This window comes from Acinetobacter sp. WCHA39 (genome assembly GCF_002165385.1).
GTDB lineage: Bacteria > Pseudomonadota > Gammaproteobacteria > Pseudomonadales > Moraxellaceae > Acinetobacter.
The window spans coordinates 50,865-73,733 of sequence record NZ_NHRP01000008.1 but is presented as its reverse complement, the minus strand read 5'-3'; the positions used below and the strand labels follow the sequence as shown (position 1 = coordinate 73,733).

The 22,869-nt window shown below is 40.7% G+C and carries 24 protein-coding genes; 7 read left to right on the top strand and 17 right to left on the bottom strand.

The window, feature by feature from the left end; translation table 11 throughout:
* Positions 1 to 11: 11 nt before the first annotated feature.
* Positions 12 to 1,202, bottom strand: coding sequence for a TIGR03862 family flavoprotein (locus CDG56_RS05910; RefSeq protein ID WP_087547238.1), 1,191 nt, complete (start codon positions 1,200 to 1,202; stop codon positions 12 to 14).
* Positions 1,195 to 1,839: a hypothetical protein gene (locus CDG56_RS05905; RefSeq protein WP_005162765.1), complete on the bottom strand. Its 645-nt coding sequence runs from the start codon at positions 1,837 to 1,839 to the stop codon at positions 1,195 to 1,197. Before CDG56_RS05905 ends, CDG56_RS05910 begins: the two co-directional genes overlap by 8 nt.
* Positions 1,840 to 1,930: 91 nt before the next feature.
* Between CDG56_RS05905 and CDG56_RS05900 the strand changes: the two genes are divergently transcribed.
* Positions 1,931 to 2,122 (top strand): DNA gyrase inhibitor YacG, encoded by a 192-nt coding sequence (locus tag CDG56_RS05900; protein WP_087547237.1) that lies wholly within the window; start codon positions 1,931 to 1,933, stop codon positions 2,120 to 2,122.
* On the opposite strand, the gene CDG56_RS05895 is transcribed toward CDG56_RS05900, so the two are convergent.
* From CDG56_RS05895 to CDG56_RS05875, 5 genes are all read right to left on the bottom strand, one after another.
* Entirely contained in the window at positions 2,119 to 2,763 is a 645-nt protein-coding gene (locus tag CDG56_RS05895) for an MBL fold metallo-hydrolase (protein WP_087547236.1), read from the bottom strand. The two genes, CDG56_RS05900 and CDG56_RS05895, sit on opposite strands and share 4 nt — an antisense overlap.
* A gap of 29 nt (positions 2,764 to 2,792) precedes the next feature.
* Complete coding sequence (gene hemH, locus CDG56_RS05890; protein WP_005162777.1) at positions 2,793 to 3,809, bottom strand: ferrochelatase; 1,017 nt, start codon at positions 3,807 to 3,809, stop codon at positions 2,793 to 2,795.
* A 69-nt stretch (positions 3,810 to 3,878) separates the two neighbouring features.
* Positions 3,879 to 4,907, bottom strand: coding sequence for a DUF4062 domain-containing protein (locus CDG56_RS05885; RefSeq protein ID WP_087547235.1), 1,029 nt, complete (start codon positions 4,905 to 4,907; stop codon positions 3,879 to 3,881).
* Positions 4,908 to 5,011: 104 nt separating this feature from the next.
* The gene (gene murI, locus CDG56_RS05880) at positions 5,012 to 5,890 is read right to left on the bottom strand and encodes a glutamate racemase (protein WP_087547234.1); all 879 of its coding nucleotides are present in this window, start codon (positions 5,888 to 5,890) and stop codon (positions 5,012 to 5,014) included.
* Positions 5,891 to 5,933: 43 nt separating this feature from the next.
* Positions 5,934 to 6,557 (bottom strand): DUF1285 domain-containing protein, encoded by a 624-nt coding sequence (locus tag CDG56_RS05875; RefSeq protein WP_087547233.1) that lies wholly within the window; start codon positions 6,555 to 6,557, stop codon positions 5,934 to 5,936.
* Between the two features lie 187 nt (positions 6,558 to 6,744).
* On the opposite strand from CDG56_RS05875, the gene CDG56_RS05870 reads away from it, so the two are divergent.
* Complete coding sequence (locus CDG56_RS05870; RefSeq protein ID WP_087547232.1) at positions 6,745 to 8,457, top strand: electron transfer flavoprotein-ubiquinone oxidoreductase; 1,713 nt, start codon at positions 6,745 to 6,747, stop codon at positions 8,455 to 8,457.
* Between the two features lie 78 nt (positions 8,458 to 8,535).
* On the opposite strand, the gene CDG56_RS05865 is transcribed toward CDG56_RS05870, so the two are convergent.
* The 5 genes from CDG56_RS05865 to CDG56_RS05845 form a co-directional block, all read right to left on the bottom strand.
* A complete protein-coding gene (locus CDG56_RS05865; RefSeq protein WP_087547231.1) occupies positions 8,536 to 8,727 on the bottom strand; it encodes a zf-HC2 domain-containing protein in 192 nt (63 codons plus the stop codon).
* Complete coding sequence (locus tag CDG56_RS05860; RefSeq protein WP_087547230.1) at positions 8,721 to 9,338, bottom strand: RNA polymerase factor sigma-70; 618 nt, start codon at positions 9,336 to 9,338, stop codon at positions 8,721 to 8,723. The genes CDG56_RS05865 and CDG56_RS05860 overlap by 7 nt, the downstream gene beginning before the upstream one ends.
* A gap of 16 nt (positions 9,339 to 9,354) precedes the next feature.
* Complete coding sequence (locus CDG56_RS05855) at positions 9,355 to 10,086, bottom strand: DUF2063 domain-containing protein (RefSeq protein WP_087547229.1); 732 nt, start codon at positions 10,084 to 10,086, stop codon at positions 9,355 to 9,357.
* Complete coding sequence (locus tag CDG56_RS05850) at positions 10,083 to 10,949, bottom strand: DUF692 domain-containing protein (RefSeq protein WP_087547228.1); 867 nt, start codon at positions 10,947 to 10,949, stop codon at positions 10,083 to 10,085. The genes CDG56_RS05855 and CDG56_RS05850 overlap by 4 nt, the downstream gene beginning before the upstream one ends.
* A 65-nt stretch (positions 10,950 to 11,014) precedes the next feature.
* Positions 11,015 to 11,320 carry a hypothetical protein gene (locus tag CDG56_RS05845; RefSeq protein ID WP_004916729.1) on the bottom strand — a complete coding sequence of 102 codons (306 nt, stop codon included), beginning with the start codon at positions 11,318 to 11,320 and terminating at the stop codon, positions 11,015 to 11,017.
* A gap of 161 nt (positions 11,321 to 11,481) precedes the next feature.
* Between CDG56_RS05845 and CDG56_RS05840 the strand changes: the two genes are divergently transcribed.
* Positions 11,482 to 12,096, top strand: a complete 615-nt coding sequence (locus CDG56_RS05840; protein ID WP_004916732.1) for a DoxX family protein — start codon at positions 11,482 to 11,484, stop codon at positions 12,094 to 12,096.
* A 12-nt stretch (positions 12,097 to 12,108) separates the two neighbouring features.
* Here CDG56_RS05840 and CDG56_RS05835 read toward each other — a convergent pair whose 3' ends face one another.
* Positions 12,109 to 12,705 carry a LysE/ArgO family amino acid transporter gene (locus CDG56_RS05835; RefSeq protein ID WP_087547227.1) on the bottom strand — a complete coding sequence of 199 codons (597 nt, stop codon included), beginning with the start codon at positions 12,703 to 12,705 and terminating at the stop codon, positions 12,109 to 12,111.
* 4 nt (positions 12,706 to 12,709) lie between these two features.
* Positions 12,710 to 12,967, bottom strand: coding sequence for a sulfurtransferase TusA (gene tusA, locus CDG56_RS05830; protein WP_087547226.1), 258 nt, complete (start codon positions 12,965 to 12,967; stop codon positions 12,710 to 12,712).
* 175 nt (positions 12,968 to 13,142) lie between these two features.
* Between tusA and CDG56_RS05825 the strand changes: the two genes are divergently transcribed.
* Positions 13,143 to 13,982, top strand: a complete 840-nt coding sequence (locus CDG56_RS05825) for an HlyC/CorC family transporter (protein WP_005162800.1) — start codon at positions 13,143 to 13,145, stop codon at positions 13,980 to 13,982.
* The gene (gene lnt / locus CDG56_RS05820; RefSeq protein WP_087547225.1) at positions 13,979 to 15,538 is read left to right on the top strand and encodes an apolipoprotein N-acyltransferase; all 1,560 of its coding nucleotides are present in this window, start codon (positions 13,979 to 13,981) and stop codon (positions 15,536 to 15,538) included. The genes CDG56_RS05825 and lnt overlap by 4 nt, the downstream gene beginning before the upstream one ends.
* A gap of 56 nt (positions 15,539 to 15,594) precedes the next feature.
* Here lnt and CDG56_RS05815 read toward each other — a convergent pair whose 3' ends face one another.
* The 3 genes from CDG56_RS05815 to gspF all read right to left on the bottom strand — a co-directional run bounded on the left by CDG56_RS05815 (position 15,595) and on the right by gspF (position 18,000).
* Positions 15,595 to 15,939 carry a hypothetical protein gene (locus CDG56_RS05815; RefSeq protein ID WP_087547224.1) on the bottom strand — a complete coding sequence of 115 codons (345 nt, stop codon included), beginning with the start codon at positions 15,937 to 15,939 and terminating at the stop codon, positions 15,595 to 15,597.
* Between the two features lie 262 nt (positions 15,940 to 16,201).
* Positions 16,202 to 16,771, bottom strand: coding sequence for a type II secretion system major pseudopilin GspG (gene gspG / locus CDG56_RS05810; protein ID WP_087547223.1), 570 nt, complete (start codon positions 16,769 to 16,771; stop codon positions 16,202 to 16,204).
* 23 nt (positions 16,772 to 16,794) lie between these two features.
* Positions 16,795 to 18,000, bottom strand: a complete 1,206-nt coding sequence (gspF, locus tag CDG56_RS05805; protein WP_087547222.1) for a type II secretion system inner membrane protein GspF — start codon at positions 17,998 to 18,000, stop codon at positions 16,795 to 16,797.
* 146 nt (positions 18,001 to 18,146) lie between these two features.
* Here gspF and CDG56_RS05800 point away from each other — a divergent pair, with 146 nt between their 5' ends.
* The gene (locus CDG56_RS05800; RefSeq protein WP_087547270.1) at positions 18,147 to 20,387 is read left to right on the top strand and encodes a primosomal protein N'; all 2,241 of its coding nucleotides are present in this window, start codon (positions 18,147 to 18,149) and stop codon (positions 20,385 to 20,387) included.
* Positions 20,388 to 20,525: 138 nt separating this feature from the next.
* Entirely contained in the window at positions 20,526 to 22,640 is a 2,115-nt protein-coding gene (locus tag CDG56_RS05795; RefSeq protein WP_087547221.1) for a TonB-dependent siderophore receptor, read from the top strand.
* Positions 22,641 to 22,869 lie beyond the last annotated feature (229 nt).

The window sequence follows — 22,869 nt, the reverse complement described above, 5'->3', positions numbered from 1 at the left end:
AAACAGCGTATTTATCTGCTTAAAAAATGTTGTACGCCTTGCCCTGCTGCTCGCCCTGTGGCAAAACAAGCCGTCAGCAAATATCCACCTGTTGGTGCATCCCAGTCCAGCATTTCGCCACAGCAAAACACATAAGGATTAGATTTCAATTGCAATTGTGGAGATAAAATATCTTGTTTGACCCCGCCCGCACAGCTAATCGCTTCTTCGATTGGACGGAAGCCATCTAAAGAAATACTGAGATGCTTGATCTGCTGCACCATTTGCTTGGCATCCGACCATAAGCTTTTATCAACGATTTCCCGAAGCAGATTAATTTTGACGGTATCCAGCCCTGCTTTGCGCCAAATATTGGTCATAGATTGCTTTTTATTGCCCTGTAATTTCTTTTCCAGTTGTTCAATCATAATATCAGGGAGTAAGTCCAGATGCAGTTGCAAGGGCAGATTCTGGGCTGCAAGCTGTCTTAACTCACGTCCCAGTTTATAAATAACTCCACTTTCAAAACCATAGTGCGTCACCACAATATCGCCATGCGTTTTATTTTCTGAATTTACCCATGCATTGACACGTTTCAGTGGCTGACCAAAACAGTCGTGCATAAATGGCGACCATTGTTTCAGCACCCCAGCATTGCTAGCCTGAAATGGTTCAATTTCATCGGTGGAAAGCCATTGCTGCCACGCGCCATCACTACCTAATTGTGACCATGACACTGCTCCGCAGGCCAAAATAATCGCATCATAAGTTGCACTAAATTGCTGAGTCTGATTTTCTATCGTGAGTTGATTGTTGGATAAATCCACACAACGATGACGATAATGGAATTTTACGCCCTTCTGAATCAATCGCTTTAACCAAGCACGAAGTAACGGTGCTGCTTTCATTTCTACTGGAAACACACGCCCTGAACTGCCGACATAGGAATCGATCCCAAGACCTTGCATCCAATTTTGAATCCACTGAGCATCCCATTGTTTCACCCAAGGGCTCAACCAATCGGTACGATCATAGCGTTGGATAAATACGTCTACAGGCTCAGCATGTGAGATATTTAAACCTGTTTTACCCGCCATTAAAAACTTGCGCGCTGCAGAAGGTTTTTGTTCAAACACATCAATTTGATAGTTGTATTGACTCAACACTTCAGCAGCCATCAAGCCCGCTGGACCTGCACCAATAATCGCAATGCGTTTAGACATCAAGGTTCTCTTGAATATTCTGCCCTTGCAATGGTGCAAAATCATCAAAACGGGTTGTATAGCCTTCTGGTTTTCGAATGATCAATTGTTGGCACAATTCACCACGCTCTAAGTACTTAATTTCAAAATGAGTACGTGCAGAATCTACTGCAATTTTCTGCTTTTCATATGGCAGTTTCCATAGCTCAATCAACTGCTGTTCAGCTTCATCAATATATTCAGGAATATTGCTTGCGAGCGTAATCGAGCCATTGGGCTGAAGACGAGAAAGTAAGAACTCAAAAAATGGCATATTCAGCCAACGTTGTGCAGGATTATGCGGCTCTGGATTTGGATAGAGAATAAAAAATTGTTCGACCTGTGCAGGATATAGGGCATGCACAATCCAAGGTAAAGCATCGGCATGAATCGGATTGAGATATTCACGCGGTTCTAGTTGATGCTGTTTTTGCATAGCCAGAAATTTTTCTTTGGTTCGTTCAATCGCATACAACGTGGTGTGTGGATTTTGCCCCGTAAACAACAAGGCATGTTTGCCTTTTCCAGCACCAATTTCGACACAAATCGATGTACTAGGAATGGCAATAAAATCACGAGGGGCTTGCATACGTTGTGCTTGAAATTGACGAATCGACATAATCTCATCAAACTATCTAGAAATCGGCATAAGTCTAACAACTCACTTTACTTTTGCCTAATCTATTTGTTTTATGTTTTAGGAATTTTCTATGCCACGTACATTTCCCTGCCCTCGTTGTGGTGAAGCCAGCACTTGGGAAGGTAATGAATTTCGTCCGTTTTGCTCAGAGCGTTGCAAACTAATCGATCTTGGGGCTTGGGCGAGCGATGAATACAAATTACCTACTCAAGATGCCCCTCAATCAGGCTTGCAACACCAAGAAGATGATTATGAGGACTAACCTGCTTTACTTGCCACAAAAGGATTAAATTGCTTTTCATAGCCGATGGTACTCATCGGTCCATGACCTGAGATAAACTGAGTTTCATCAGGCAAGCTAAAGCATTCACGCTGAATTGAATCAAGTAATTGCTGGTGATTTCCTTTAGGAAAATCAGTACGCCCAATCGAACCTTTGAACAATACATCACCGGTCCATAGCAAACCATGTTTGGCATTATAGAACATCACATGACCAGGCGTATGACCAGGCGCAAAACGGACTTCAAATTCATCCTCACCCAGTTTCAACGTTTCGCCCCCCTCTAACCACTGATCAACTTTGACAGGTTGTGGGATCGGGAAACCATAGCGTGCTGAGACTTCTTGGATCATATCAAGCCAAAACTGATCTTCTTTATGCGGCCCAATCACTGGAATATTCCATATCTCAGCAAGTTCACCCACCGCACCTGCATGATCAAGATGCCCATGCGTTAACCAAAGTGCTTTAACATTTAAACCGAGTGCTTCTACTTGTTGTTTGAGTACAGTAGCATCACCACCTGCGTCAATCAAAACAGCCTCTTTACTTTCACTATCCCAAAGAATAGAACAATTTTGGGCAAATGCAGTAACGGGTACAATTTTGACTTGCAGCATAAAAACCTCTGGCGAAATAAAACGTCAATTTAACGATGGGCTAAGGTATGAGTAAGGGCATCAAGATTAGCCTGAACTAGACTAGCAAGCAAATCAATATGCGCCTGATCGCTGTTCAAAGCAGGAATATAAGCATATTCCCCACCACCCGCATGTTGAAACAGTTCTTTATTCTGGATGGCCAACTCTTCCAATGTTTCTAAACAATCCGCCGAAAATGCAGGGCTCAATACTTGCACTGATTTAACTTTTTGCTCACCCCATTGCTGTAAAATCACATCCGTATATGGCTTAACCCATTCCTGCTTACCAAAGCGAGATTGGAAACTAATAGCCCATTCATGCTCATTTAGGTGCAATGCTTCAGCCACAAGTTTCGCTGTCATACGACAACGATCAGCATAAGGATCACCTTTATCCGCATACGGCTGCGGGATACCATGAAAAGACATCAATAATTTTTCAGGTTTACCATATTGGGCTTGATAAGCGACAACACTATCCGCCAATGCCTGAATAAACATGGGATGTTGATAATAATCTTTGATTAACGTCAGACCGGGTAAATGGCGTTGTTTAGGAATCCATTTTGCAAAAGCATCATAAAGGGGTGCTGTTGATGTTGCGGAATACTGAGGGAATAAAGGTAAAAGGATAACGTGCTCTTGTGGATTTTTTTCAAGCTGCTCAAAAACACCATATATGCTGGGTTGCCCATAGGTCATAGCAGGAACAACCGTTAAATCAAAAGGCTGATTTTCCGATTGTAAGCGTTGCTTCACCAATTCAGTTTGCTCAAGCACAATTTCTCGCATTGGTGAATCTTTTGACCATACAGAAGCATAAGCTTCAGCCACTCTTTTAGGACGGAATGTCAATACAAATAAATGTAAAATAATCCACCAAATCGGTTTCGGGATTTCAATTACACGTGTATCCGATAAAAATTGTTTTAAAAATCGACGTACTGCTGGCACAGTGGCTTCATCTGGCGTACCTAAATTTGCTAAAACCACAGTCACTTTTGGTTTTGGTGTAGCTGACATAGATCGCTTCCGCTATAGCTGAATTTCTTCAATTACTTTAGCAGTTTTATGATTATTTTTTAAATTGAATTAATGCATGGTCTTAAATTGAAAAACCCGATTACTGTCCAAAATGTTACTTTCTAATAATTTCTGCCCTTTTGAGGTCAATTGCCATAACATCCGTTGGCGATCATCACGACCAGTTGGCATAATCCATTCATTTTGACGCATTTGTGTTTTAATTTCATGGAGTGCACGAATATTGATTTGCGCGCGAGAAACAGCATGCGCGCGTGGCATTTCCTTGCGCGCATCATCCAGACCCGTTTCATTTAGATATTCATTCATGCGCTTGGAAAAATATTCTTCAGGTGTTGGAATCACAAATGATGAACCAAGCACATTCAGTAATTGTGCCCATGTCATTTTACGGAATGGTTTAACTTCTTTGAAATTACCATCTTGATAAGCATGCATACGATATTCAAATGAATAAATCTCATGCATTGATACCTTTGGAACAGTTGCAATCGGATCGACTTCTCGACTTCCAACTTCAGTTTCAAGTTGTTTTACTTTTGCACGCAAACTGTCAATTTCATCTTGTAAAACTTGCGTATTTTGCGGACGCACCCAACCGATCACAGGATAACGCTCTAACATTTGTGGCATATTCGAACGTACCGCAAGCTCTAAATCACGCAAAGTCCGATAAGTAAAAACTTGATCAACTTCATGTTGAAGCTGTTTTCTAAACTCTTTGAATTTTTCTCTCAATTCTAATTTATGATCATGTAATACAGCATCACGTGATTCAGGATCTTCATGCATGAATACAATCACAGGTTTCTGCTTCGTCATGGCGTAAATATATTCCAGATGCATGTAACCGACACCTGAAACGGATTGTTCGCCATACTGGCTACCTAATAAGATTACGACGTAATCACAGTCATCTATTTGACGACGAGCAATAGAGGTACTTAATGGTGTGCGCTGTTCTAAGCCCCACGAAAAGAAACCCATCCCAACCAAAGTTTGAGTCAAGACTGCTCGCTCTGGTTGCATTTCATTGCCAGACGTAGAAATAAACACTTGATAACGGGTATCTTGCATAGGCTAAGCCTCAATTCACTGATCAATAATTTTAAGCTATTTTGCTTAAATTTTATTAATAGATAACCTAGATCAAACCACAAATATGATTAGATTTTAAGCACTTAAGTAGTACTTTCATCCAAATTGCGAATCGTCCATGTTATTTGTTCTGGTACTAGATGTTTGAGCACTAATGATAACTCAATCGCATTATTACCACTGACATAACATTCAATACGTGTAATATTATGACTTATTTTGTCACATAATAACCTATTTTTTATTAAAATATATGCTGTTTGTCGTGCAACCGCTTGCCCAGAGTCAATTAACTTTAACTTTTCACCAAAAACCTGACGAATCGCATCTTTTAGGAAGGGATAATGGGTACAACCTAACACTAAAAAGTCCGCACCTTGAGCAACAACAGGCTGTAAAATTTCTTGCAATACATTCAAACAACCTTGACTCATTTGCTGACCTGACTCTACAAAAGGTACCAGTTTTAAACTGGTTACAGCGAGAACTTTCACCCCAGCAGGTTCAGCAAATTTGAGCATGACATCTTTAATCAATTGACCACGAAAAGTTGCTGGTGTTGCTAACACTGCTACAACTTTAGATTGGGTTTGGATCACAGCAGGCTTCAACGCAGGAACTAAACCTACGATTGGAAAACGCTCACCATAATAATCTCGCAAATAATCCAAACTAAAAGCTGAAGCAGTGTTACAAGCGACAACTGCAATTTTGCAACCTTGTCGATACAACCACTCAATTGCTTGAGCAGTAAGCTTGCGAATCTCTTGATCTGAACGCGCACCATAGGGAACATGCGCTGTATCTGCATAATAAAGAATGCGTTCATTCGGTAAATGTTGTGCAATTTCTTGTGCAATCGATAATCCACCAATACCCGAATCAAAAACCCCAATTGGCGCATCAGCAGATGCGTGTGGCATAGGATCCAATAAGAGAGGCATAGGTTGAACAACTGTCATACACACGTGAGCACTAATTTATCTAATCTTTTAAGCTTAAACCTCAGGTGCTCAAATGCAAGACCAAATCACCACTTTTTAACGTTAAAACAGCCTCACCTTGAGCATTTTCAGACAAAGAACCATAGTTCACGAGATGATAAAAACTTTGTCTCAGGATTAAAGCATTGATACCAAAACGTATATGTACATATGGGCGTAATTCACCTGCATATTCACGCATAAAAATAGGGTGTGTTTCATCCACAATCACGACGTCCTGATTGGTTGTAGAGACTTGCAAATAAGATTTTCCATCGATTTCAATTTGATCCACATGATTGATTAATAAAGGCTCATCTTCTACCTCAATTTCAATCTGCTCAACAGGTGTTTTAAGATAAAATTTACCCTCTTCTTTCCAAAGTACTTTAGTAAACAAATCCAATAGCGCCTGCCGCTTGATCAATTGACCTTCGTGCCACCATTCACCATTGGCTTTTACTTTCAAATCCATTTTGCCACAATGCTTTGGATGCCATTGGTCTAAAGGTGGAATTGACCTTTTGTGACTTTGCTGTACATCTTTTAAGTATTGTGAAATGTTCATTAAGTTTTTATCATCAGAAAACATGATTTTTCCCTGATTTTCTAAAGGGTTTTGTGGAGAATCATTTTCATTTATCATAGTTTATGCCTTGCTGACGAGAAAATATGACCGCTCAGCCAATTGGCGAGCCCAAGGTTTAAAACTATACTATCCCAAACGTTTGCAAGCACAATAGTAGCATTTGTGTTTGGCAATTCAGAACACTCATGGCAGCACCGAATCGCAATATTACGGTTGCCACCCTTAAAAATATGAGGAGTCCTACATGGAACACATCGAACGTGAAGCGATGGAGTTTGACGTAGTGATCGTAGGCGCAGGGCCTGCGGGTTTATCTGCTGCGATAAAAATTCGTCAATTAGCGATTGAAAACAACCTACCTGATCTTTCAGTGTGTGTTGTTGAAAAAGGCTCTGAAGTAGGTGCGCATATCCTTTCTGGTGCTGTACTTGAACCACGTGCCATGAATGAATTGTTCCCGAACTGGAAAGAAGAAGGTGCGCCACTCAATGTACCTGTAACGGGCGACGAAACCTATTTCTTATTGTCTGATACGAAAGCACAAAAAATGCCGTATTGGATGGTACCAAAATCGATGCACAACGAAGGAAACTATGTTATTTCCCTCGGTAATGTTGTGCGTTGGTTAGGTCAAAAAGCTGAAGAGCTTGAAGTTTCTATTTTCCCTGGTTTTGCTGCTTCTGAAGTGCTTTACCATGAAGATGGTACGGTAAAAGGGATTCAAACAGGTGATATGGGAATTGGCAAAAATGGTGAGCCAACACATAACTTCACGCCGGGTTATGAACTCCATGCAAAATATACGCTATTTGCTGAAGGTTGCCGTGGTCACCTCGGTAAGCGCCTAATTGCAAAATATAATCTTGATAAAGATGCTGATCCGCAACATTACGGTATTGGTATTAAAGAACTTTGGGAAATTGACCCAGCTAAGCATAAGCCTGGTCTAGTGATGCATGGTGCAGGTTGGCCATTATCTGAAACAGGTTCTGCGGGTGGTTGGTGGCTATACCATGCTGAGAACAACCAAGTAACTTTGGGTATGATTGTGGATTTATCTTATGAAAATCCAAATATGTATCCATTTATGGAAATGCAACGTTGGAAAACTCACCCAACGATTAAGCAATTCCTTGAAGGTGGTAAACGCATTTCTTACGGCGCACGTGCAGTTGTAAAAGGTGGCTTTAACTCTTTACCTAAACTGACTTTCCCAGGCGGTTGCTTGATCGGTGATGATGCTGGTTTCTTGAACTTTTCAAAAATCAAAGGCTCTCACACTGCAATGAAGTCAGGTATGTTGTGTGGCGAGGCTGTATTTGAAGCAATCGCAGCGGGCGTCGTAAAAGGTGGTGATCTTGCAATTGCTCGCGTTCTTGAAGGCGACGATCATTTTGCTAAAGAGTTAACGACTTATACAGATAAGTATAATAACTCTTGGTTAAAAGAAGAGTTATATCAAGCACGTAACTTTGGTCCAGCGATGCACAAGTTTGGTACTTGGATTGGTGGCGCATTTAACTTTATCGATCAAAACATCCTTAAAGTACCATTTACCTTACATGACTTAAAACAAGACTTTGCTGCACTTAAAACTGTAGATGCATCGACGTTCAAACCAAACTATCCAAAACCAGATGGTAAGTTGACCTTTGACCGTTTATCTTCAGTATTCGTATCAAATACAGTGCATGAAGAGAACCAACCTGCTCACTTAAAGCTAACTGATCCATCAATTCCAGTGAATGTAAACCTACCGAAATGGGATGAGCCTGCTCAACGTTATTGCCCTGCTGGTGTTTATGAAGTGATGGAAAATGATGACGGTTCTAAACGCTTCCAAATCAACGCTGCGAACTGTGTACACTGTAAGACTTGTGATATTAAAGACCCATCACAGAACATTACATGGGTAACGCCAGAAGGTGGCGGTGGTCCAAACTACCCGAATATGTAATTTTTAATTTGTGCTGAAACTTAGTTTTTAGTACGAATTAAGCTAAGAAAGCCTCATGAAATATGAGGCTTTCTTATTTTAATCTTTCTGTTTTTCATCAATTTTTTTATATTGTTTTGATAACCAACTTAAGCTCTTCATCTGCTTGCCAAAACGTCGACACGAACTACACATCACCACATGAAACTGTAAGGCACTCATTTCTTTGAAGTTCAGTGTCCGATCTTGTTTTTCTGAAAGCAATTGGGTCGCTTCTCGGCACGTCAACATGAACAATCCTCCTGAAGTAACCATTTGTTTTCTAAGCATTCACGTAGTCTGGCTCGACTGCGATACATTAGAACGTTCAAGTTTGAGATACTTAGCTCTAATTTCTCACAGATTTCATCTGAACTAAGTTCAATCATTTCCCGCAACATAAACACTTGTGCATACTTTGCTGGTAAATGATTCAAACAGGTATCGAAAATCATCCAAAAATCTTGCTGCTCCATCATTTCCTCAGGATTCAACCATGCTTTTGGTCTTTCTGATTTTTGCCAATGCCCTGAAGCATCAAACAACTCATCCACGCTTCGCGCGTTTTCTTCTGTATCAAACAATTCAGACATACTGACTAAACGTTGCTTATGACGAATCAGATCAACAATTTTATTTTTTAAAATAGCGAATACCCATGTTTTAAATGCTGATCGACCAGAAAAAGAACCTGAATGTTGTAAAGCACTGACCAAAGCTTCTTGCACAACATCCTCAGCTTGATGAAATGAAGAAAGTTGCAATACTGCAAATTTCATCATTTGTTGTCGTAGTTCCATCAGAAAATCATCGTTATACAGTTGCTGCGATGCATTAGCATTCGATGTTGTCATTTCAGGCATCGCGTTTCTCACTATGCTAGTCAGGTTTGTATAACAACTCTAAGCGGATCAAATCTTCTGCAAGTTCATCCAGTTGAGTATTCACTTCACTGAACGATAGATCAGGAATTATTTGCTGGATAAACTCAGCGAGTGCTATTCGCGGCAATGGTTGTTGTGCTAATTGCTCTATTAGATAAGCGGTTAATGGAGTCAATATTTCAACACAAACCCGATCATGTTTGTTTCGCCAAACCATGATGGCACTTGGAGCGGGATCTTTGTTAATTTGATTGATTGACCACTGGTAAACAGTATATTGATACACCAACACCCAAACTTGTGTAGTCAGCTGCCAATTTAATTCGGCATTCAAACTGACATCTTCAATTTCAAGTGTATCCAAGTACAGTTCAAGCCATTCGTATTGCAACAGCTCAGCAAGCCACGGATATTCAACTAAAATAGGATGCTGCTTTTCTGTGAGAAACTCTCTGAATTGCAACGAGATATCGTTATAAAGCGGTGACTGATTCTGAGATTCTCGAAAAAAATCCGTCAGTAACTGTTGCCATTGCTGTTCAGGCAACAAAGATCGAGCCACCGGATAAACCAAATTGATAAATGAGCAAACATTGTTGAACAAGAGTTCTCGATAAACTTGCATACGACCCAAAGCAAAAGGCACTGCTTTTACTGAATTTGGATCACGCAGCCAGTTACAAAAATCATGTTGGGTCTGCTGAAAAGTATGCTCATTCATACTCATACATTCACCCCATCGACCAAATTCTGGCTCATTGGGATTAGTGTGTGTTGATTTGAATATTGATGCTGTAACTGCTGAATCTTATTCAATTCACTCTGAAGTTGCTGCCATGTTGGGATATTAAAATCGCGCTCTAATAACGTTGGTTTCACACCACATACCTGATAAGTGTATTCCAACAATGCCCACACGGGATCACATACTTCAGCACCATGAGTATCAATGAGTAAATCTGTACTCACCTGTTCATGCCCTGCTATATGTAAATAACGAATACGTTGTTTCGGCATAGCTTCAATGAAAGCATAAGCATCTGCTTGGTGGTTGATACTATTTACATAAACGTTATTCACGTCCAACAATAATTCGCAATCTGCTTGTGTGATTACTTCACGGACAAACTCTGCCTCGGACATTTCAGCATTCGGCATAAGATAAGTAGAAACATTTTCTAATACTAATCTTCGCCCTAAAATATCTTGAACTTGAGAAATTCGTTCCACTACATACTTCACAGCAGCTTCAGTCATTGGGATAGGCAAGAGATCGTATAGATAGCCACCATCATTGGTATAACTCAGATGTTCCGAATAAATCTCGACTTGATAAGAATCTAAGAATTTTTTGATTTGATGAATAAAATCAATATTTAAGGGATGAGGACCACCAATCGACAAAGAGAGTCCGTGACAAATTAATGGAGATTTTTCTACACACTGAGCTAGAAGTTTCGCATGTCGACCACCAAAGCCCATCCAATTTTCTGGAGCAACTTCAATAAAGTCAGGATGGTGAGTCGCACCTAAAAATGCCTCGATAAAATCTCGTCTTAGACCAAGACCCACACTTGTGATCGCATCCATAAAGAATCCCTTTGGTGAATGACAGCCATCTTTTTAGATGCTGTCATTTACCGTATGCATAAGGCTTAGTGAGCGCCGCACTTCCCATCAGCCACTTTCTTGTCAGCACCACATTTTGCATCTGCCATTTTTTTGTCTGCACCGCATTTAGCATCCGCAGCTTTTTTATCTGCGCCGCATTTTGCATCAGTAGTTTTGTGTTGTTTTTTCGCTTTATCTGAACCACATTTCGCTTCACCACATTTTGCATCTGCAGTTTTAGTCACATGTGTTTCAGTCGTCGTCGATGCTGCCGAAACTTGGGTTGCTGCACCAACCATAGATAATGCAACTAAAGCGGCAACCGAAGTCATTGAGTTTAATTTATTCATTGTGAAGTTCCTTTTAAGTAAATATTGCTTTTGTACTAGGTACATAATATTAGACGTGCGAACAATCAAATTATTACAGTCAAATTTAGATTTTTTTTGTGTAAGAAATCAAAAATTCAAACGACTAATAACTAATAAAACTTATTCGTTGTGAATTTCTCATGAAAAATCTAATTTATTCTTTACATAAACGCTATCAGAATTTGGGTTCCAACTTAAATTATTTTGATGGAATCGCTTCTTTAGCGCTTCGCCTATATTTAATTCCTATTTTTTGGATGGCTGGGCACAATAAACTACAACATTTCAATGATACAGTTGAATGGTTTGGCAATAGTGAATGGGGCTTGGGCTTACCCTTCCCATTGGTTATGGCTAGCCTTGCAATTTCGGCTGAGTTAGGTGGTGCTGTCTTACTTGCATTAGGTCTTGCAACGCGACTGATTTGTATTCCATTGATCATCACTATGCTGGTCGCTATCTTTACCGTCCACATTCAAAATGGATGGCAAGCGATTGCTGATCCACATGCTCCTTTTGCAAATATGCAAGTGATTGAATCAGCTGAAAAACTAGAGAAAGCGAGAGAGATTCTGAGCACTTATGGAAATTATGATTGGCTTACATCAAGTGGCTCATTTGTCATATTGAATAATGGCGTTGAGTTTGCAGTGACCTATTTGGTTATGTTGGGTGCACTACTGGTTCTTGGCGGTGGAAGATATGTAAGTTGTGATTACTGGATCAGTCGAAAAGTAATTAAATCAAAAAGATAGGTGCATAAACACCTATCTTAATAGTGAAAGTGCGATCAACCACATGATACAGCCAATCAATAGATCTAAGACTTTCCAAGCTTTAGAATTTGCAAATACAGGACGCAATAATCTCGTCCCAAATCCTAAACTAAAAAAGAATAAAAATGACGCTGATACTGCCCCACTAGCAAAAGAGATCTTATCTGCATATTGAGCAGATATAGAACCTAATAATACAACCGTGTCTAAGTAGGCATGCGGATTTAACCAAGAGAAACTGAGACATAAAACTATCGTTTGCCAGAAAGTCGTTGTTTCTTGTTCAGAGGCAATTAAACCTGACTGCGAATTATAAGCATTGTAAAAGCTGCGGGCGCCGTAAATAAACAAGAAGAGTGCGCCGAAATACTTCATAGCTTGAATCAACCATGCTTGTTGACTCAATATTGAAGCAAATCCAAACACACCTAAACAAATTAAAAATGCGTCTGATAAAGCACAGATCAGACATACCCAAAATACATGCTGTTTGAGCAATCCCTGCTTTAAAACAAAAGCATTTTGTGCACCAATTGCGAGAATCAGTGAAAGTCCCAGCGCAAAACCTGAGAAATAGGTCGAAAGCAAACGATTAACCTTTTTGTACTAAATAATGATATTCAGTATTGCTATTTTCGTCTAAAGACTCTTCTTTTAATAATAGTTCATGCCCTAAATGCATACAGAATTTGGGAATATCCCAAGATGTAGAAGGATCAGTAGCAAACACCTCGACGATATCACCCGACTTTGCCTTGCGGATAGCCTGATGCAGCATCATCACAGGCTCAGGACAACGTAAACCTCTAGTATTAAGTTGAACAGTGGGAAGTTGAGGTTGTTCGGACATCATCATACTCATATATTTTAATATTCACATTTTAACATAAAGTAAGTCGATAAAAATCATCAACAGCTTTTTGAAAAACTGTACATTTTTCGCATCGTTTTATTGATGCATATCCGCTTTTTCTTCGGTATGATGAAAATCATCTAATTGATATAGAGAGTCTTTAGGAAAGATCATGGTCGAGGAATCCAGTCCGTCGTGGGGTATGCGTGGCTTAAGAAAATGGTTAGGTACTGCACCTGAAACCCGCGATGAATTACTCAGGTTAGTTCAAGACTCACGTCGTTTTTTAGAACCAGATACTGTTGCTATGCTTGAGGGTGTTCTCGATCTACCAGCAACAAAAATTCGGGAAGTCATGACGCCACGTACAGCAATTATCAGCTTACAGGAAGATGACCAGTTACTTGATATTCTGCATGTGCTGATTGATTCAGCGCATTCACGCTTCCCTGTGTTTTCAGCAGATCAAAGTGACAATGTAGTGGGTATCCTTTTGGCCAAAGACCTATTGCCTTTCTTAACTGAGCGCAATGTCAAAGTCGATATTCGCGCTCTGATGCGCCAACCTTTGTTTGTACCTGAAAGTGCACGTTCAGACCAAGTGTTACGTATGCTTAAAAACACCCAAACACATATTGCGATTGTCATCGATGAATATGGTTCAACTTCTGGCCTAGTCACCCTTGAAGACATTCTCGAAGAGATCGTCGGTGAAATTGAAGACGAACACGATATTGCCGATGAAGAAGCACTATATATCGTACCTGACAATGATCCCACTACAGCCAATACATGGATTGTGCAGGCACTTACACCAATTGAACATTTCAACACTATTTTAGATGCTGATTTTTCTGATGATGAAGTTGAAACTATGGGCGGTTTGCTGCTGCAAGAGATTGGTTTAGTGAGCGATTTACAAGGTCAAACCATTGAGCTTGGAGATTGGCAATTTACCATTATTGAAGCAGATGCACGCACTATTCATCTGATTCGAGCTGTACGTCAATGAGAGCCTATTTTGAAAAGCTGTTAAAAACTTCTCAACCGCAAAAACAGTTACCCTTTATTTTCCCTCTTTTGATTGCACTCATTTCAGGTGCAATCTTTAGTTTAGCTTTAGCACCTTATTATTTTTGGTGGCTAGCGATTCTATCACCAGCATTGCTTTATGCGGTGTTACGACAGCGTAACCCACTCCAAGCTTTTGCGCTAGGTTGGGCCTATGGTTTTGGTTTATGGTTTGTCGGCGCGTTCTGGCTCTTCACCTCTATCCATACTTATGGTGATACCAATGCATTTTTAAGCATTTTGATGATTGCCTTTATGGCAGCAGCCATGGGTTTATTTACAGCTTTTCAAACATGGCTGTACCGTCGCTTTTTTCCAGAAACCCCACTCACCTTTGCACCACTCTGGGTACTATTTGAGTGGGCAAAAACTTGGGTATTCACAGGTTTTCCGTGGTTGTTTGCTGGATATGCATTTACTGAACGGCTACTGGATGGCTATGCGCCTTTATTTGGCATTTATGCAGTTTCATTTGTGGTCATTGTGTTGGCATGTGCTTTGGTCGAAATTTTAAATCGTCGTTGGTTCTGGGCTATTCCTTCTGCACTACTGATAGCGGGTGCATGGGGTGCTGGATTCATCCAGTTTGTTCAGCCAAAAGCTGCCAAGCCACTGAGTGTGTCTCTGATTCAGGGCAATATTCCTCAAGACCTGAAATGGCTGACTGAATACCAGATCAAGACTTTGGAGATTTATGCAACCCTGACCCGTGCCGAATGGGGTCGTGATCTTATCGTTTGGCCTGAATCATCAATTCCCTTATTTCAAACGGATATTCCAGACTTTTTAAAAGCAATGGATATTCAAGCAAAAAAAGCAGATAGCGCTTGGGTGACTGGCATCCCTTACTGGGATCTGCCAAAGTCTCAACAAGTGGGTGAACCCTTATATTACAATAGTATTATGGCTTCAGGCAGTGACTCGCATGGCTTGTATAAAAAACAACGTCTTGTTCCATTTGGCGAATATATTCCTCTTTCAGGAATGCTGAAATGGGTTTTACCTGCGATGCAAAATGATATCAGTATGAGTGGTTTTTCACGTGGAGAACCCAACCAAGAGCCCCTAACCATCAAAGGACATGCGCTTGCTGCTGCCATTTGTTATGAAGTAGCTTATCCTAATCTGACCCGTCGTAATGCGATGAATAGTGACTTTTTAATTACTGTTTCAAATGATGCTTGGTTTACAGGTACAGCAGGTCCTTGGCAACATTTACAAATGGTACAAATGCGCGCCAAAGAAAATGGTCGCTGGTTTATTCGTGCTACCAATACAGGCGTGACTGCGTTTATTGACCACAATGGCCATATCGTGAAACAAGCACCTCTGGATGAAGAGTTCGTATTACGTGGTGATTTACCTGCAATGCAAGGGCAAACGTTATATAATCGTTTGAGTGATTATCCAATCTTGATTTTCTCACTATTATTGTTAGTGATGGGATGGATTTATCGCCCACGTAAAGTCGATGTTTCCTTTAAGTCACGGCGGTAAGATGAAAAGAGCGTTTGAATCAACGCTCTTTTTTTATAACGGGATTGATCTTTGAGTTACAAGACCAATCGCAATTGCACGGATAAATATGCAACTAGACTCGATAAAAACAACATCGGAATATAGCGGTAAGCCTTAAACAACAATTGCTCATATCTAGAAATCATCTCCTGATTATCCCATACGGTTGTTTTTAAGGCACTTAGAAAACACAGTACAAACCATGCACTCAACATGTTTAATGCAAAAAAACCAATCATGATCTGGCTGCTACCTTCTGTAGCATGCCATAAACTTAAAGCCCCTTCTGTAATCGGCAATAACATTAAAATCAGTAAGACAGATTTAAGCATTGCCCAATGAAACTGATTCAGTTCATCCAACATAAAAAATGCTTTCATTTGCTCACTCCATGCCTGATTTAAATGGTCTGAATTTATTATGCAAAGCTTTGATTTAAAGGAAAAGTCTATTTACCTACACAATTCATTGTTTCTTGTAACCATTAAGTATGGGAATAATTCTTATTATAAATCTCACATAGTTAATATTTTATTTTTACATATTTTTCAAAAACTTAAACAAAAATTATTAATCAACAAACATTATCACTTCACTCTTGATTTATTTAATCAAAAAATGAAGTGATATTTTATTCAAGGATTATGGCTGATAATAAATATCGGCATCATTACCCTCGCCGCCTTCTTTACCATCCGCACCAAACGAATATAAATCAAACGCGCGACCTTCACGGCCAGGAATCACATATTGAACATCATTTTCCCAACTGTCTTTTGGATAACCACCTTTAACATAACCACCTGGCAACCAGTTTTTAGCGGCCGCAGGTTTGTTGACCAAAGCATCTAAACCACCATCTTGCATCGATGGATAACGACCATTATCGAGCTTATATTGATCCAAAGCACCAGCAACACCTTTGAGTGTAATACTGGTGGTATCAACTTTGGCTTTTTCTCCACGTCCCATCACATTGGGTACAATCAGCGCAGCCAAAACACCTAGAATTACAATAACAACCATCACCTCAATGAGGGTAAATCCTGAGGCACGATTCATTCGAGCAACGCTCGACCCTGCCGCAAGGCGAGAAGCTGTGCTTCGAGTGGCTGGATTAAGATTATACTCGGACTCTGAGTTGCAAGATTCCGCGAGGGTAGAAGCATTCAAGCTACGTCCAACATTTTGTTTATCTATTAAATTATTCATATTCATCTCTTACATCTTACTCATCAGATCATATTGTTCATATTAATAATTGGCAACATTACTGCAATCACAATCACCAATACAATTGCCGCCATAAAAATCAGCATCAAAGGTTCAAGCAAGGCCAGTAATGTAGAAATAAAGGTCGTCACCTCACGATCTTGCATGGTCGATGCACGATCCAACATCCGATCCAGTTCACCTGACGCTTCACCACTTCGAATCATTTGTACCATCATGGGTGGGAAATAACCGCAACGCTCCAATTGTGTTGCTAAATTACCACCTTCTGTTACACGCTCCATCGCGACCTCAATCGCATCGCGAATCACCCAGTTATTACTGACTTCCGCGCCAATGCGTAACGCTTCAACCAAAGGTACACCTGAACGGGTCAAAATCGACAGCGTACTGGCAAAACGTGCCGCATTTATACCACGCGAAAGTTTACCAAATAGTGGCAATCTGAGTGTTAATCGGTCAAAGGCATAATGCCCTGCAGTCGTTTTGAGGAAACGAGTAAACAGAATCATGGCAATAAAAGCGAGAATCAGCATAGCAATCCAAGTATGCCGAATAAAAGCACTGGCTTTCATCAAGGCAACCGTAATCCATGGCAAGGCTTCTTTACTTTGCTCAAAAGTCTTGACGATTTCAGGCACGACATAGGTCATTAGACCCATGACAATTCCGAAAGACATCAACATCAGTACAATCGGATAAATCATCGCGCCCTGAATTTTCTTTTGCATAGCAAAGCGGTTTTCAGTGTAATCCGAAAGCTGATCTAGAATCAGGTCCAGATGCCCCGAACGCTCACCTGCCGCAACTGTGGCAATATAGAGCTCAGGAAAACGACCAGATTGCTGCATGGCCTGAGCCAGTGAATGACCTTCCAGCACTTTGGAACGCACAGCGATCAACAGGTTTTGCACATGGGCCTTTTCACTTTGCTTACTGACCGCACGCAAGGCTTCTTCCAGCGGAATACCTGCTGCAACCAGCACTGAAAGCTGACGGGTCATCAACGCCAGGTCATAGGCACTAAAACCCTTTCTAAACCATGAGCGTTGTTGCTGTTTGTCTTTTTGCTCAACTGCATCGACCGCAATCGGTGTCCATGCTTTATCGCGTAACTGTTGACGAATTTGGCGTGCAGAATCCCCTTCCAGCACACCTTTATGTTGCTTTCCAGAGGCATCAAGCGCGGTAAATTGATAAGCAGGCATGGTTCTGTTCTAATTGTCCCAAAATAGTTGTTGTTACAGTTGCATCCGTGTTTGAAATGAAATCTGATGCTTTCACAAGAAATTCATCGACATAACACTTTGCACTTTAGCATAATTCCATGACATGCAGTCATGCCATTTTACCCATGAATGAAGCCTATATGCCTAGTCAAAATTCTAACGCGATTCTGTACCGTATTCGAGTTGCAATACCCGTTTATGTTTACGACACGTTTGACTACACGGTCAGCGCTGAACAATACGCACAAGCTCAAATCGGTGCACGTGTCGCGATTTCTTTTGGACGGCAAAATCTCGTGGGAATCATTACGGAGAAAGTTGATCCAAACGAAGCATTTACAGGGCAATTCAAACTTAAACCCATCACAGAATTACTCGATCAGGAATCGATTTTAGACCAACAAGTTTTAACTTTGTTGACATGGTCAGCCCAATATTACCAATTCCCGATTGGTGAGGTGATGCAAAGTGCCCTGCCTACTTTATTAAGACAAGGGCGCGCCTTAGACATTCTGTTTCATTTATGGAAAATCATCCCTCACAATGACCCCAATGCCTTATTAAAACGCTCTCAAAAACAATATGATGCCTATCAGATGTTAAAACTTCATGCACATGGAGCCACCGAGAATATACTTAACCTGAGTGGTGTAGAAACCTCAACTTTAAAGGCATTAGAAAAAAAGGGCTTGGTTGAATGCTGCCTAGAACCGCATGATTTCACCCCTACACCTGTGCAATTGGCTCAAGTACCTTTAACACCGAACGAAGATCAAAAGAAAGCCATTCAACAGGTCCTCAAAGCACAACATCACTATCAGGCATTTTTACTCGATGGTTTGACTGGCAGTGGCAAAACTGAAGTTTATTTGCAAGTCATGCATGAGGTGTTAAAACAAGGCAAACAAGTATTGGTACTGGTGCCTGAAATTGGCCTAACCCCGCAAACGGTCGCTCGTTTTAAGTCACGGTTTCATTGCGATGTGGCTTTACTGCACTCAGGCTTAAATGACTCAAAACGTTTACAAGCATGGCAACATGCACAAACGGGCAAAGCTTCCATTATTATTGGGACACGTTCAGCAATCTATACCCCACTGCCGCATTTGGGCTTAATCATTCTAGATGAGGAGCATGATCTCTCATTTAAGCAGCAAGAAGGTTTTCGTTATCATACCCGTGATGTCGCGTTGTATCGTGGCCATTTGCAAAACTGCCCTGTCATTCTCGGTTCAGCCACCCCAAGTATTGACAGTTATCACTTGGTGGAATCGGGCAAGTTACATTTGCTTGAGTTGAATCAGCGTGCGGGCATCGCTGTACTGCCGAAAATGTATGTGGTGGATTTAAAAATCGCAAAAAAGAAGCACGGACTCAGCCAAACGCTCATCGAACAGATCAAACATACTTTAGAACGTAAAGAACAAGTGCTGATCTTTTTAAATCGACGTGGTTATGCGCCGATCCTGATGTGTGAAAGCTGTGGTTGGCAAGCCAACTGTCCATATTGTGATGCGCATTTTACTTTGCATTCACAGCCCTACCATCATTTGCATTGTCATCATTGCGGCACCATCAATCGTCTGCCTAATCATTGTCCTGCATGTCAGAAACAAAGCTTAAAAACGATTGGGGCAGGAACAGCAAAACTTGAAGAACATTTACAGGAGCTGTTCCCACATCATGAAGTGATTCGGGTCGATCGTGACAGCACCAGTCGAGTCGGTAGCTGGCAAAAAATCTATGATCGCATTCAGCAAAATAAACCGAGCATTTTGTTGGGCACACAAATGCTGGCAAAAGGCCATCATTTTCCGCATGTTACCCTTGTTGCGATTTTAGATATTGATGCAGGACTGCTCAGTGTTGACCCACGTGCACCTGAACGAACTGCACAGCTGATTGTGCAAGTCGCTGGCCGTGCTGGTCGTGGTGAGCATAAAGGCAGTGTTTATTTGCAAAGTTTGCGTCCGGATCATCCGATGCTGACCACATTGATTGAACATGATTATCGTACTGTCGCCAAACAAATGCTGGCTGATCGCAAAGTTGCCCTGCTACCACCTTATCGTTATGCAATACTGGTTCGGGTTGAATCTAAAGATCGCGACTATAGCCAACAATTTTTAGCTGATATTGCACAAGAATTACGGACAATGGCTGGAGATTTAGTTGATATTTGGGGGCCCATTCCCGCACCAATGGAACGTAAAGCTGGTCGTTATCGCGCGCATATGGTGATTTTATCCACTGATCGCGCCAAACTGCACTTTTATTTACGTCAATGGTGGCAACAAGTGGTACATTTACCACGTCAGCATTTGCTCAGACTCTCGATCGATGTTGACCCACAAGAGTTTAGTTAAATCAGTGGTTTATTAAATTTTGTGATATTAAAAATCATTTCCAAAAAATAAAAAAATCAAACTATTCGTAATAAACATTAACTTTGCAAATGAAAATAATTATAATTAGCATTATCTTTGTAAGATTATCATTTCACCATGCGATTCCGTACCTCCTCCCTCGCTTTTTCTATACTTGCTGTCATGGCAAGTCATACTTTTGCTCAATCTGAACAACAGCAAGATACCGTATCTTCTACCTCAACACAGGTCTTGCCGAAGATTAAAGTTCAGGCAGAAAAACAAGAAAAAAATAGCTATGCAGCAAAGACTGCCACAGCTGTGCTCAGATCAAATGCCCCTTTATTTGAAACAGCCCAATCAATTAGTGTGGTAACCAATCAGCAAATCGAGCAGAAACAAGCAAAAACCATTTCCGAAGCTTTAGAAGGCGTGGCTGGTGTGAGTTCTGGACAATATGGTCGTCGTGGTTGGGATGATTTTATTATTCGTGGACAAATTTCAAGCTCACAAACCTATATTGATGGTTTACGAGTACAGACATCAGACAATGTACTAAGAGCAGAAGATATTTCAGGCTTAGAATCGATCGAGGTCGTCAAAGGTCCTACTTCTGTTGGCTTCGGTTTTGCTTTACCTGGTGGTTTAGTCAACCTAACCACAAAGTGCCCACAGGCAGAAACCGCTTATCGGGGAACTTTAAGCTATGGTAGCTACAACCTCAGAGAAGGCACTTTTGATATTAACTATGCACCGAATAACACAGAGAAAGGTGCTTTCCGTCTCGTTGGTCGAGTCTCTGATCAAGATGATCCAACCGATTATGTGTATTTCAAAAACTATTACATTGCGCCGTCTTATAACTTTGATTTAGGTGAAAAGGACGATTTATCTGTTATTGCCAGTTATCAGCACCGTGAATATGTTCGCCAACAGGGCATTCCACATGGCAATAGTTCAACCTATAAGAGTTATTCACACAATCTTTTCTTTGGTGAGCCAGATCACGGCTATAACGTTGATGTCTATCGTGCTGGAGCAAACTATGCACATTATTTTGATAATGGTTGGACCTATAAACAAAACTTTGCTGTCACCAAAACAGATACTCAAGGTGATGCCGTTTTAGCTACGAGCAATACCACATTGCCAACCATTAAACGTGCAGTTAACAATCAAGATAAGCAAGATATCAACTATGCGTTGGATAGTAATTTACAGCGCAACTTTAATTTTGGACGAGTCAATTATGATGTCATGGTTGGCTTGGATATGATGAAAGAGCGTAGTGATTATTACCGCCGAACAGATACTATTAATTCATTCAATGCGGATAATCCAAGTTATGGTATTACCAGCGTAAAACTGGGTACACCAACTCAAGAGCTGACTTATAGTCAATATGCAGGTTTATATCTTCGCAATACGATTAAGATTGATGACAACTGGATTATTGGCTTATCTGGACGCCATGACTGGACTCAAGTTGAAATTGACAATATCTTAAAAAACACTACGACACAGAACTCTGATCAAGCCTTTACAGGTAGTGCCTCTGTCATGTATCGCATCAATGATATGTTTGCGCCTTATATTAGCTATGCGACTTCATTTATGCCAGTGACAGATACAGGTGCAAATGGCGAATTACTCGATCCTGAAGAAGGTAAACAAGCAGAAATCGGTATTAAACTTCAAGCCTTAAATCAACGCTTGCAAGGTTATGTTGCTTATTATGACCTCACACGTAAAAATGTAACTGAATCAGATGCCAGTGGTGATTATTCCATCCAAACAGGTGAACAAAAAACCAAAGGCTTTGAAGCTGAAATGGCAGCATCTTTGACGGATCAATGGAATGCATCTGCCACTTATAGTTACATCCCAACTGCGAAAGTGATGGAAAGTGTAACGGAAAGTGAAATTGGGAAAAGAGCCAACCATGTACCTAAAAATGCGGGAACATTATCGACTCAATATTATTTTAGTCCTGACAAACTAGGCTGGAATATCGGTGCAGGCATTCGCTATCAAGGTTTACGTACCGCACAACGTGGAACAGCCTATATTGAGTTACCAGGCTATACAGTGTTTGATGTTAATGCAGGTTATGAGGCAAAACATTGGGGAGCTGGCTTAACGATTAAAAACTTCTTTGACCGAGAATACCTAGCAGGTACGACACCAAATGCGCAATTAGTGAATTTGGGTGATCCTCGTATGATTCGTTTGAATGTGAAATTTAAATACTAAGCCACTGCCTCACATTTATTGTTCTGAGAATAATAAGTGCCTATTTTCATATGAATGAGCCATGCATTTTCTGAGTGGCTCATTCAATTGATGCTTCTGTGAAATGGTTATTGCGCCCAACAATATCATCTACTTTATAAATACTACACCTCCATGAAACTCACGTGATATCGTTTGACACGGAGGCGTACATCTCAAGAGCGTTTAAAAATAAAAATCCAAAAGAAAA

Bases quoted from the DNA above. Each gene is read 5' to 3' on its own strand.
- CDG56_RS05910 (WP_087547238.1), bottom strand. From the start codon at position 1,202: ATGTCTAAACGCATTGCGATTATTGGTGCAGGTCCAGCGGGCTTGATG.
- CDG56_RS05905 (WP_005162765.1), bottom strand. From the start codon at position 1,839: ATGTCGATTCGTCAATTTCAAGCACAACGTATGCAAGCCCCTCGTGAT.
- CDG56_RS05900 (WP_087547237.1), top strand. From the start codon at position 1,931: ATGCCACGTACATTTCCCTGCCCTCGTTGTGGTGAAGCCAGCACTTGG.
- CDG56_RS05895 (WP_087547236.1), bottom strand. From the start codon at position 2,763: ATGCTGCAAGTCAAAATTGTACCCGTTACTGCATTTGCCCAAAATTGT.
- hemH (WP_005162777.1), bottom strand. From the start codon at position 3,809: ATGTCAGCTACACCAAAACCAAAAGTGACTGTGGTTTTAGCAAATTTA.
- CDG56_RS05885 (WP_087547235.1), bottom strand. From the start codon at position 4,907: ATGCAAGATACCCGTTATCAAGTGTTTATTTCTACGTCTGGCAATGAA.
- murI (WP_087547234.1), bottom strand. From the start codon at position 5,890: ATGACAGTTGTTCAACCTATGCCTCTCTTATTGGATCCTATGCCACAC.
- CDG56_RS05875 (WP_087547233.1), bottom strand. From the start codon at position 6,557: ATGATAAATGAAAATGATTCTCCACAAAACCCTTTAGAAAATCAGGGA.
- CDG56_RS05870 (WP_087547232.1), top strand. From the start codon at position 6,745: ATGGAACACATCGAACGTGAAGCGATGGAGTTTGACGTAGTGATCGTA.
- CDG56_RS05865 (WP_087547231.1), bottom strand. From the start codon at position 8,727: ATGTTGACGTGCCGAGAAGCGACCCAATTGCTTTCAGAAAAACAAGAT.
- CDG56_RS05860 (WP_087547230.1), bottom strand. From the start codon at position 9,338: ATGCCTGAAATGACAACATCGAATGCTAATGCATCGCAGCAACTGTAT.
- CDG56_RS05855 (WP_087547229.1), bottom strand. From the start codon at position 10,086: ATGAGTATGAATGAGCATACTTTTCAGCAGACCCAACATGATTTTTGT.
- CDG56_RS05850 (WP_087547228.1), bottom strand. From the start codon at position 10,949: ATGGATGCGATCACAAGTGTGGGTCTTGGTCTAAGACGAGATTTTATC.
- CDG56_RS05845 (WP_004916729.1), bottom strand. From the start codon at position 11,320: ATGAATAAATTAAACTCAATGACTTCGGTTGCCGCTTTAGTTGCATTA.
- CDG56_RS05840 (WP_004916732.1), top strand. From the start codon at position 11,482: ATGAAAAATCTAATTTATTCTTTACATAAACGCTATCAGAATTTGGGT.
- tusA (WP_087547226.1), bottom strand. From the start codon at position 12,967: ATGTCCGAACAACCTCAACTTCCCACTGTTCAACTTAATACTAGAGGT.
- CDG56_RS05825 (WP_005162800.1), top strand. From the start codon at position 13,143: ATGGTCGAGGAATCCAGTCCGTCGTGGGGTATGCGTGGCTTAAGAAAA.
- lnt (WP_087547225.1), top strand. From the start codon at position 13,979: ATGAGAGCCTATTTTGAAAAGCTGTTAAAAACTTCTCAACCGCAAAAA.
- CDG56_RS05815 (WP_087547224.1), bottom strand. From the start codon at position 15,939: ATGAAAGCATTTTTTATGTTGGATGAACTGAATCAGTTTCATTGGGCA.
- gspG (WP_087547223.1), bottom strand. From the start codon at position 16,771: ATGAATAATTTAATAGATAAACAAAATGTTGGACGTAGCTTGAATGCT.
- gspF (WP_087547222.1), bottom strand. From the start codon at position 18,000: ATGCCTGCTTATCAATTTACCGCGCTTGATGCCTCTGGAAAGCAACAT.
- CDG56_RS05800 (WP_087547270.1), top strand. From the start codon at position 18,147: ATGAATGAAGCCTATATGCCTAGTCAAAATTCTAACGCGATTCTGTAC.
- CDG56_RS05795 (WP_087547221.1), top strand. From the start codon at position 20,526: ATGCGATTCCGTACCTCCTCCCTCGCTTTTTCTATACTTGCTGTCATG.